Raw genomic sequence first — 9,196 nt, 5'->3', positions numbered from 1 at the left:
GTGCTGGTCAGCGCGGCCGGGGTGAGCGTGGTGGGGGCGTTCGACGGGGTGGCGACCGGGCGTGAGGCCCGGATCAAGGCCGCCGAGCAGCGTCTGCACCGGGCCAAGGACGTCCAGGAGACGGCTGCGCAGGCCGTACGCGATGGGGAGGAAGCGGTCGCCGAGGCGCAGCGGCGGCTGGAAGGGGCCAGGGCCGGGGTGCGGCTGGCCGGGATCGAGGCCAAGCTGGGCGAGCGGCGGGCCAGGCTGGCCGAGCTGAACGCCGCGATCGAGGAGCTGTCGCCGCAGGTCGCGGAGGCCGAGCGGGAGGCGGGGTCGCTCGACTTCCGCGCCAGGACGCGCGACATGGAGATCGAGCGGCTGGAGGGGCGCAGGCAGCGGCACGAGTCGGAGCGGTCGCAGGCCCGTGACCAGGAGGCGAAGGTCACGGCGGAGCGGGAGTCGCTGAAGCTCGCCGCGCTGGCCGCCGACTGGGGCGGCACGATCGCGACCGCTCGCGAGTGGGTGTCCGCGCTGCCGGAGGAGGAGCGTCCGCGCGCCGCCGAGGAGTGGTGGCGCATCGCCGAGCGGCACTTCGACCAGGCGTTGCGCGACACGTTCCCGGAGGAGGACGCCGAGATCCCGGAGGAGCTGAGCTTCCTGCTGAGCGAGCGGGGCGGCAGCACGGCGCGCGAGCAGGCCACGTTCGCGGCGGTGTGCGGCGCGCTGGCCTCCTACCTGCGGGGACAGGAGGAGTACGAGAAGCATCAGCGGCGGCAGATCGAGGCGCAGATCGTCTCCAGGCAGCGCGACCTGGCGGCGGCGGCCAGGGGCGCGGAGGAAGCGGCGCAGTCGACGGCCGTGCACCGGGCCGCGCTGACGGCGGCGATCAAGGCCAGGCTCACGCGGGTGGCGGAGGAGTTCGAGAAGCTCGACACCTCTTATGGCGGTTACGGCGCGACGCTGGAGTTCCCGGTGCCGCCCGCGCCGGCCGACCCGGAGCAGCGCTGGCAGTGGCGGGTGACGCCGAAGTGGCGGCGCGGCGAGGGGCAGGGGTTCGTGCCGTACAACCGGCGGGCCAACACCGCGCTCATGGACGAGAAGGCCGTCAAGCTGGTGTGCGCCGCGGCCATCGCGTCGTCCGGCGGCGGGCACCTGTGCCTGGTGCTCGACGAGCTGGGCCGCAACCTGGGCAAGGAGCATCGCCGGGAGGCGGTGGCGCTGTTCAGGCGGATCGGCGAGACGTACGGGATCACGGTGATCGGGGCGTTGCAGGACGACATGGAGCCGTACGCGATCGACGCCTGCGGGCAGTACATCAAGCTGCGGCGCTCGTCGGACGCCATGCCGTACAACGAGCCGCCGGTGATCGTCGGGCACGACCAGCACGCCGAACGGGTGCGGGCGCTGGCCGTGTACGTGGACCGAACCCCGGCCACTGCAATCTGACCGCACTCCGGCCACTGCCAGCTGAGCGCACCCCGGTCGCCACCGGGGTGCGCAGCGTCCGGGCAACCGCCGGCTGACCAGCGTCCGGGCAACCGCCGGCGCTGACCAGCGTCCGGACCACCGGGTCGGCCCGGTTTCAGCTGGTCGGCGGGCCGGTGTAGGAGGCGCGCAGGCGCAGCAGTTCGCCGCGTTCGTACTCCTCCATGGCGTGGGCCAGCCAGCCCACCGCCCTGGACACCGCGAACACCGCCTCGCCCGCGCCGCTCACCATCCCGCTCACCGCGACCAGTGTGGCCAGGGCGAAGTCGATGTTGCGGTCGGGGAGGCGGCGCCGGCGCATCTCGCCGAGCACCGCCTGTGCGGCGGCGATCCGCCCGTGCCCCGGCGCGGCCCGCTCGACCAGGTCGAGCAGGAGCGCGCCGCGGGCGTCGCCGCTCTTGTACACGCTGTGCCCGAAGCCGGGGATGCGTTCGCCGCGCCGCACCCGTCCGGCGATCGCCCGGCTCGCCTCGCCCGGCTCCGGCACCTCGGCGAGCAGGCGTTCCGCGCCGTACGACGCGCCGCCGTGCAGCGGGCCGCCGAGCACGCCGAGCCCGGTGAGCACCACCGCGTACGGGTCGGCCTTGGCGGAGGCGGCGACCCTGGCGGCCAGCGTGGACGCGGCCAGTTCGTGGTCGGCGAGCAGCACGAGCGCGGCGCGCAGGGCGTGGAGCAGCGCGGGCGTGGCCGGGTGCGGGCACAGCCGCGACCAGAGCCGTTCGGCGATGGAGTCACCACTCGGCTCGCTCAGCCGTGGCAGCGCGTCGACCAGCCCGGCGATCATGCGGCGGCCGGTGGCGGCCACGGAGGCGGGGTCGAGGTGGTGGCGCAGCGAGTCGGACGCGCCGAGCACCGTGGTGATCACCTGGAGGCGGTCGAGTGGCAGCAGGTCGGCGGGCAGCCCGCGCTGCGCCGCGACGGCCGCGCGCAACGCCTCCCGCTCGCACCACCAAACTCCCACGTCGGCCTCGGGACGGTCGCCGGTCCACAGCCATTCCGCGACCGGTTCGAAGTCGCGGGTGACCGCCAGTTCCAGGGCGTCCACCCCCCGGTAGTACGGCCGATCCACCCCCAGCGCCGTCACCGCAGACTCGATGACCAGCTCGGGAGGCTGGTTGCGGGGCCGCCCGCGCCGGGCCAGCCGCTCGACCTCCTCGGCCGAGAACAGGCTGCGCCGCCCGTCTTCCGCGTGCCGCCGGGCGAGCACCCCCCGGCTCACGTACGCGTACAGCGTGGCGGGTTTCACGCCGAGCCGTTCGGCGGCCGTGGCCGCGTCGATCCACTCCACCCCAGCCTCCAACATTGATGAAAATCAATATTGATCCATGTTGAGAGGCCATGTCAACGTGGAGACATGCCCAAGGTTCATTTCCTCGACGTGACCAACCGCGACGGCGTCCAGACGGCCAGGACCGGCCTGTCGAAGTTCGGCAAGACCATGGTCAACTTCTATCTGGCCAAGCTCGGCGTGGCGCAGTCCGAGATCGGGTTCCCGTTCCTGTTCCACGAGGTCCCGTACGTCAAGGCGCAGGTGGCGCTGGCCCGGGCGGGCGCGTTCGGCGGGCTGCGGCTGTCCGGCTGGTGCCGTGGCGTGGCGCAGGACGTGGAACAGGCCGCGCCGCTCGGCCTGGAGCACTACAACCTGTCCATCTCCACGTCCGACTACATGATCCAGAACAAGTTCCGCGGCCGGCTCGACCGGCAGGCGATCATCAGGGAGATGACCGCCGCCGTCCGCGCCGCCAAGCAGGCGGGCGCGCTGACCGTCGGGGTCAACGCCGAGGACGGCTCCAGGACGGACGACGGTTTCCTGCTGGAGTTCGCGCTGGCCGCCAAGGAAGCGGGCGCGGACCGGGTGCGTTACTGCGACACGATCGGCGGCGACACGCCCGACAGGATCCGCGAGCGCTTCGCCAAGCTGGCCGCCGCGACGTCGCTGCCGGTGGAGACTCACTGCCACAACGACCTGGGGATGGCCGTGGCCAACTCGATCTCGGGCGCGCTCGGCGACCTGGAGGCCGGCCAGGACGCCTGGATCAACACGTGCGTGAACGGCATCGGCGAACGTTCGGGCAACGCGGACCTGCTGTCCACGATCCTGGCGTTCCGTCACGGGTTCGGACTGAACGCGGAGATCGGCGACCCGCTCGACCTGTCGTGGGCCCGGCGGTTCGGGCTGTGGGCGAGTTACGCGTTCGGGCAGCCGCTGCCGTACAACCAGGTGGGGGTGGGGCGCAACGCGTTCGCGCACGAGTCGGGCATCCACGCCGACGGCGCGCTGAAGGACCACGGCAACTACGAGCTGTACGACGAGGCCTCGCTCGGCCCGTTCCCGGAAGACCGGCACGCGCGGCCCGGCCGGGTGGTGCTGACCGGCGAGTACGGCGGCAAGGCCGGGTTCAGGCACGTCATGGACGGGCTCGGCGCCGAGGTCACGGACGAGGACCTGACGTTCCGGCTGGTCCAGCTCTGCAACGCGATGACGGGCAGGCCGCTCACGGACGACGAGTTGCGCCTGATCGCGGCCTACCCGCGGGAGCTGTCCCTGTTGTTCCCCGGCCAGACGGCCTGACCGCTACAGGCCAGACAAGCCGGCCGTGACGGGACAGGCTGCCGGACCGCTACGGGCCGGACAGTCTGACCGCTACGGACCGGACAGTCTGGCCGTCACGAGCCAGGCCGCCCAAGCGCTACGCGGCGCGGTCGAGCCTGGTCTGGGTCTCGGCCACGGCCGCGCGGAAGTCCTCCTCCGGGTGCTCGATCGCGCTGAGCTGCACCGCCTCCCGTCGGAAGAACATCGACAACGTCCAGTCGGCCAGCACCCGCGCCTTGTGGTTGACCGTCGGCACCCACGCCAGGTGGTAGGCCCGGTGCGCCAGCCAGCCGAGGAAGCCGGTCAGCTTGATCCGGTACACCTGCGCGACCCCCTGGTGGTGCCCGAGCCCGGCCACCGAGCCGAGGTAGGCGTGCCGGTACGGCTTGAGCGCGCGTCCCCTGACGTAGGCGACAAGGTTGCGGGCCAGCAGCTTGGCCTGGCGGACCGCGTGCTGGGCGTTGGGCGCGGTGAACTCGCCCGGCCTGGTCAGGTCGGGCACGGCCGCGCCGTCACCGGCGGTGAAGGCGTCGGTGAGCCCGGCCACGGTCAGGTACTCGGTCGCGGTGAGGCGTCCGATGGCGTCCACGGGCAGGCCGCTGGCCGCGGCGAGCGGGTTCGGCCGGCCGCCCGCGGCCCAGACGATCGTGCCGGCGTCCAGCTCGGTGCCGTCGTCGAGCGTCGCGACGCCGCCTTCCGCCGAGGTGAGCCTGGTGTCGAGCCGGACGTCCACGCCCCGCTCGCGCAGCGCCTTCGCGGTCCACGTGCCCAGGTCCTCGTGCAGTTCGGGCAGGATGCGACCGGTGGCCTCGACCAGGGTCCAGCGCAGGTCGGCCGGCTCGATGCCGGGGTGGTAGCGCACGGCCTCGTCGGCCAGCCCCTGCATCTCGGCCAGCGCCTCCACGCCCGAGAACCCGCCGCCGACCACGACGAACGTCAGCGCGCGGCGGCGTACCTGCTCGTCGTCGGTCGAGGCGGCGGCGGCGAGCTGCGCGAGCACGTGGTTGCGCAGGTGCACGGCCTCGCCCACGGTCTTGAAACCGACGGCGTGCTCGGCCAGCCCGGGGATGGGCAGCGTCCGGATGATCGACCCGGCCGCCATCACCAGGATGTCGTAGTCAAGGGTCCTGGCCGGGCCCTGCACGGGCTGGAACTCGGCGGTGCGGGCGCCGTGGTCGACGCGCGTCACCCGTCCGGTCAGCACCCGCACGCCGGGGAGCACCCGGTGCAGCGGGGCCACCACGTGGCGCGGCTCGATCGCGCCGCCCACCGCCTCGGCGAGGAACGGCTGGTACGTCATGTACCCCCGCGGGTCGACCACGGTGACGCTCACCTCGCCCTTGCGCACCAGCTTCCGCAGCCCCATCGCGGTGTACATACCGACATAACCGCCGCCAACGATCAGGATGTTCTTCCGCATGGCCCGTCTCCTCTCGGGTTCGTCGCTACAAGGACGAAACAGGCCACCCGTTTGTGACATCCCGCCAGAAATCAAATCAGAGACTGGAATCCCCGGTCTCGGGCGCCACCCACCACGCCGCCGCCGTGGCACAGGCCACCTACCTGGTGGCTCGGGGCGAGGATCAAGAGCTCAGGGCGAGGGGCAAGAGCGCGCGGCGAGGGTCAAGGGTGCGGTCCGGCCGGGAGTGGCGTGTCCAGTCGCGCCACGATCCTGCCCAGCACCTCACCCAGCTGAGCCAGGTCGTCCCCGGCCGCCGCCTCCAGGCGGGCCCGCTCGCCCGCGACCGCCGCGCTCCAGCGGCGCAGCGTGGTGCGCCCGCGCGCGGAGATGAAGATGAGCACCCGGCGCCGGTCGGTGTCGTCGACGCGCCGGTAGACCAGCCCGCGCGAGATCAGCCGATCGACGATCTTGGTGACGGTGGGCGCGGCCAGGATGACGTGCTCGGCCACCTGGGTCATCGGATGGCCCTTGCCGTCGGCGAGCAGCCCCAGCACCCGCCATTGGTCCACCGTGCCGTCGACCGAGTCGAGTGCCGCCGCGATGCGCTGCGTGAACTGCCGTTCCACCAGGGTGAGCAGGCGTGCTGTCTCCATCTTCACTCCACTTTAACAGTTCACGCGGAAAAACTTCGCGGATAAAGTGTTCCGGAGGAACCTGCCATGGAAACGCTCTCGGTAGCCCTGGTGATACCACTGCAGGGGCCGGCCGGCATCTTCGGCCCGTCCTGTGAGCTGTGCGCCCGGCTGGCCGCCGAGGAGATCAACGCCGGGTCCGGGCTGCTGGGCAGAGAGCTCGTCTTCACCGTGGTCGACGGCGGCCTGCCGCCGCGCCGGGTGGCGGCCGAGGTGGACCGGCTGATCAGCGCGGGTGAGGTCGACGCCGTCACCGGCTGGCACATCTCCGCGGTACGCCAGGCCGTCGCGCCGCGCATCGCCGGCCGCGTGCCGTACCTGTACACCCCGCTGTACGAGGGCGGCGAGCACACGCCGTGGGTGTTCCTGACCGGCGAGACCCCGGCGCGCCAGCTCCGCCCGGCGCTGCGCTGGATGGCCGAGGAACTGGGCGTGCGCCGCTGGATCATCGTCGGCGACGACTACGTCTGGCCCAGGGAGTCGGCCAGGGCCGCGCGCCGCTACGTGCGCGAGTCGCGCGGCGAGATCGTCGGCGAGTTCTACGTGCGGCTGGGCACCGAGGACTTCGGTGACTGCCTGCGCGCGATCGCCGCCTCCCCCTGCGAGGGCGTGCTCATGCTGCTGGTCGGCCAGGACGCCGTCGCCTTCAACCGGGCCTTCGCCGCGGCCGGGCTCGACCGCGACCACCTGCGCTTCAGCCCGCTCATGGACGAGAACATGCTGATGGCCACCGGCCCGGCCAGCACCCGCGGGCTCTACTCGGCGGCCGGGTTCTTCGAGGGCCTGGGCACCGCCGGCAGCCTCGACTTCGGCGGCCGCTACCACGCCAGGTACGGCCCCGACGCGCCGACGCTCAACAGCATGGGCGAGTCGTGCTTCGAGGGGGTCAGGCTGCTCGGCGAACTGCTCAACCGGGCCGGACGGCTCGACATGCCCAGCATCTACCGCTGCGCCGAGGGGCTGGCGTACGAGGGTCCGCGCGGCACGGTCCGGCTCCGCGATCACCACCTGGACCAGGCGGTGTTCCTCGCCGAGGCGGTCGGCATGGATTTCCACGTGCTCCAGCAGCTCTGACCCCCTTGACAACGCTTCCTGAAGGAATAGTTTCTGTGTGAAGTAGTTCGATCGTCTCCGCAGGCAGACGGCCACGAGAGGTGAGAGCGATGGCCAGTGTCGGCCTTCTCTACGTGGGCGCCGTGCTGTTCGTCAACGCGATGATGCTGCTCGGCAAGGTGGACGGCAGAGCCGCGGCCGTGCTCAACCTGTTCGTCGGCGGCTTGCAGGTCGTGTACCCGACCATCATCATCGCCACCGCCGGCGGCGACCCGGCGACGATCATGGGGGCGTCCGGGATCTACCTGTTCGGCTTCACCTACCTGTACGTGGGCATCGGCCTGCTCGCCGGGCTCGACACCACCGGCGTCGGCTGGTTCTCGCTGTTCGTCGCGATCGCGGCGCTGGTCTACGCCGCGCACAACGCGTTCGTGACGCGGGACTACCCGTTCGCGGTCATCTGGGTGTTGTGGTCGTTCCTGTGGCTGCTCTTCTTCCTCGTACTCGGCCTCGGACGGGCCGAGCTGACCCGATACACCGGCTGGGTGACGCTGATCGAAGCCTGGCTGACCGCGGTGCTGCCCGCGTTCCTCCTGCTCACCGGGCGCTACACCGCTTCGGCCTGGTTCGCCGTCGCCCTGGCGGCCGTCTGCGTCGCCGCGTTCGCCGCGCTGTGGCTGCGCGGCCGCCGGCCGAGCCTTCTCCAAGAACGGGAGCCGTCCCATGCCTGACGTCGTCTTCTCCGTCGACCAGTCCCGATCCATGCGCGACCAGGCCGTGCCAGGGCACAACCGGTGGCATCCGGACGTCCCGGCCGCGGCCACCGTCCGGCCCGACTCCTCGATCCGCATCGAATGCCGCGAATGGACCGACGGCCAGATACTCAACAGCGACACCGCCAAGGACGTCCGCGACGTGGACCTGTCGGTGGCGCACATGCTCAGCGGCCCGGTCGCGGTGGAGGGCGCCGAGCCGGGCGACCTGCTCGTGGTCGACATCCTGGACCTCGGTCCCGTCCCCCAGCAGGTCGGCGACGCGCCCGGCCAGGGCTGGGGCTACACCGGCATCTTCGCCCGCGAGAACGGCGGCGGCTTCCTGACCGATTACTACCCGGACGCGTACAAGGCGATCTGGGACTTCCAGGGCCAGGTCACCACCTCACGCCACCTGCCCGGCGTGCGCTTCACCGGCATCACCCACCCCGGTCTGTTCGGCACCGCGCCCTCCCACGAGCTGCTGGCCAAGTGGAACGAGCGCGAGCTCGCGCTCATCGCCACCGACCCCAACCGGGTGCCGCCGCTCGCCCTGCCGCCGCTGGAGCAGGGCGTGCTCGCCGGGACGCTGTCCGGCGCCGACCTGGAGCGCGTCGGCAGGGAAGGCGCCCGTACGGTGCCCGCCCGCGAGAACGGCGGCAACCACGACATCAAGAACTTCTCCCGCGGCTCGCGCGTCTTCTACCCGGTGCACGTGCCCGGCGCCAAGCTGTCGGGCGGCGACCTGCACTTCAGCCAGGGCGACGGCGAGATCACCTTCTGCGGCGCGATCGAGATGGGCGGCTTCATCGACATGCACGTCGACCTGATCAAGGGCGGCATGCAGAAGTACGGCATCACCACCAACCCGGTCTTCATCCCGGGCAACGTCGAGCCGCGCTACACCGAGTTCCTGTCGTTCATCGGCATCTCCGTCGACCACCAGGAGAACAAGAACCACTACAACGACGCGACCCTCGCCTACCGCAACGCGTGCCTGAACGCGGTCGAGTACCTCAAGACGTTCGGCTACAGCGGGGAGCAGGCGTATCTGCTGCTCGGCGCGGCGCCCATCGAGGGGCGGGTCAGCGGAGTGGTGGACATCCCCAATGCGTGCTGCTCGCTCTACCTGCCGACGGGGATCTTCGACTTCGACATCAAGCCCACGGCGGAGGGCCCGCGCCGCGCCGACCGCGGCCGCTGCGCCGTCGCCACCTGATCCCTTCACCCCACACCC

Annotated in this window: 7 protein-coding genes and 1 pseudogene; 5 read left to right on the top strand and 3 right to left on the bottom strand. The window is 71.7% G+C overall.

Translation table 11 applies throughout. From position 1 onward, the window contains the following. Positions 1 to 1,428, top strand: a pseudogene (locus tag HII36_RS50935) (chromosome partitioning protein ParA); the annotation flags it as partial. 136 nt (positions 1,429 to 1,564) lie between these two features. Here HII36_RS50935 and HII36_RS50930 read toward each other — a convergent pair. Beyond that, entirely contained in the window at positions 1,565 to 2,755 is a 1,191-nt protein-coding gene (locus HII36_RS50930; protein WP_173530624.1) for a citrate synthase, read from the bottom strand. 66 nt (positions 2,756 to 2,821) lie between these two features. Here HII36_RS50930 and HII36_RS50925 point away from each other — a divergent pair, with 66 nt between their 5' ends. Beyond that, on the top strand, positions 2,822 to 4,039 hold the full coding sequence (locus tag HII36_RS50925; protein ID WP_173530623.1) for a homocitrate synthase/isopropylmalate synthase family protein: 1,218 nt from the start codon (positions 2,822 to 2,824) through the stop codon (positions 4,037 to 4,039). Between the two features lie 118 nt (positions 4,040 to 4,157). Here the strand turns inward: HII36_RS50925 and HII36_RS50920 are convergent, their stop codons facing one another. After that, positions 4,158 to 5,480: an NAD(P)/FAD-dependent oxidoreductase gene (locus HII36_RS50920; protein ID WP_173530622.1), complete on the bottom strand. Its 1,323-nt coding sequence runs from the start codon at positions 5,478 to 5,480 to the stop codon at positions 4,158 to 4,160. Positions 5,481 to 5,683: 203 nt separating this feature from the next. Continuing rightward, on the bottom strand, positions 5,684 to 6,115 hold the full coding sequence (locus tag HII36_RS50915) for a MarR family winged helix-turn-helix transcriptional regulator (RefSeq protein ID WP_173530621.1): 432 nt from the start codon (positions 6,113 to 6,115) through the stop codon (positions 5,684 to 5,686). Positions 6,116 to 6,181: 66 nt separating this feature from the next. Between HII36_RS50915 and HII36_RS50910 the strand changes: the two genes are divergently transcribed. From HII36_RS50910 to fmdA, 3 genes are all read left to right on the top strand, one after another. Continuing rightward, positions 6,182 to 7,228 (top strand): substrate-binding domain-containing protein, encoded by a 1,047-nt coding sequence (locus HII36_RS50910; RefSeq protein WP_173530620.1) that lies wholly within the window; start codon positions 6,182 to 6,184, stop codon positions 7,226 to 7,228. 89 nt (positions 7,229 to 7,317) lie between these two features. Then, the gene (locus HII36_RS50905) at positions 7,318 to 7,938 is read left to right on the top strand and encodes an AmiS/UreI family transporter (RefSeq protein ID WP_173530619.1); all 621 of its coding nucleotides are present in this window, start codon (positions 7,318 to 7,320) and stop codon (positions 7,936 to 7,938) included. Further along, positions 7,931 to 9,178, top strand: coding sequence for a formamidase (gene fmdA, locus HII36_RS50900; RefSeq protein WP_173530618.1), 1,248 nt, complete (start codon positions 7,931 to 7,933; stop codon positions 9,176 to 9,178). Before HII36_RS50905 ends, fmdA begins: the two co-directional genes overlap by 8 nt. Positions 9,179 to 9,196: the final 18 nt, after the last annotated feature.

The sequence above is a fragment of the Nonomuraea antri genome (assembly GCF_013283785.1).
Lineage (GTDB): Bacteria > Actinomycetota > Actinomycetes > Streptosporangiales > Streptosporangiaceae > Nonomuraea > Nonomuraea antri.
The sequence above is the reverse complement of the archived record's forward strand: the minus strand, read 5'-3'. Positions and strand labels throughout refer to the sequence as shown.

Excerpts from the sequence above, each read along its gene's own strand:
- HII36_RS50910 (WP_173530620.1), top strand. The coding sequence starts at position 6,182 with ATGGAAACGCTCTCGGTAGCCCTGGTGATACCACTGCAGGGGCCGGCC.
- HII36_RS50925 (WP_173530623.1), top strand. The coding sequence starts at position 2,822 with ATGCCCAAGGTTCATTTCCTCGACGTGACCAACCGCGACGGCGTCCAG.
- HII36_RS50905 (WP_173530619.1), top strand. The coding sequence starts at position 7,318 with ATGGCCAGTGTCGGCCTTCTCTACGTGGGCGCCGTGCTGTTCGTCAAC.
- fmdA (WP_173530618.1), top strand. The coding sequence starts at position 7,931 with ATGCCTGACGTCGTCTTCTCCGTCGACCAGTCCCGATCCATGCGCGAC.
- HII36_RS50915 (WP_173530621.1), bottom strand. The coding sequence starts at position 6,115 with ATGGAGACAGCACGCCTGCTCACCCTGGTGGAACGGCAGTTCACGCAG.
- HII36_RS50920 (WP_173530622.1), bottom strand. The coding sequence starts at position 5,480 with ATGCGGAAGAACATCCTGATCGTTGGCGGCGGTTATGTCGGTATGTAC.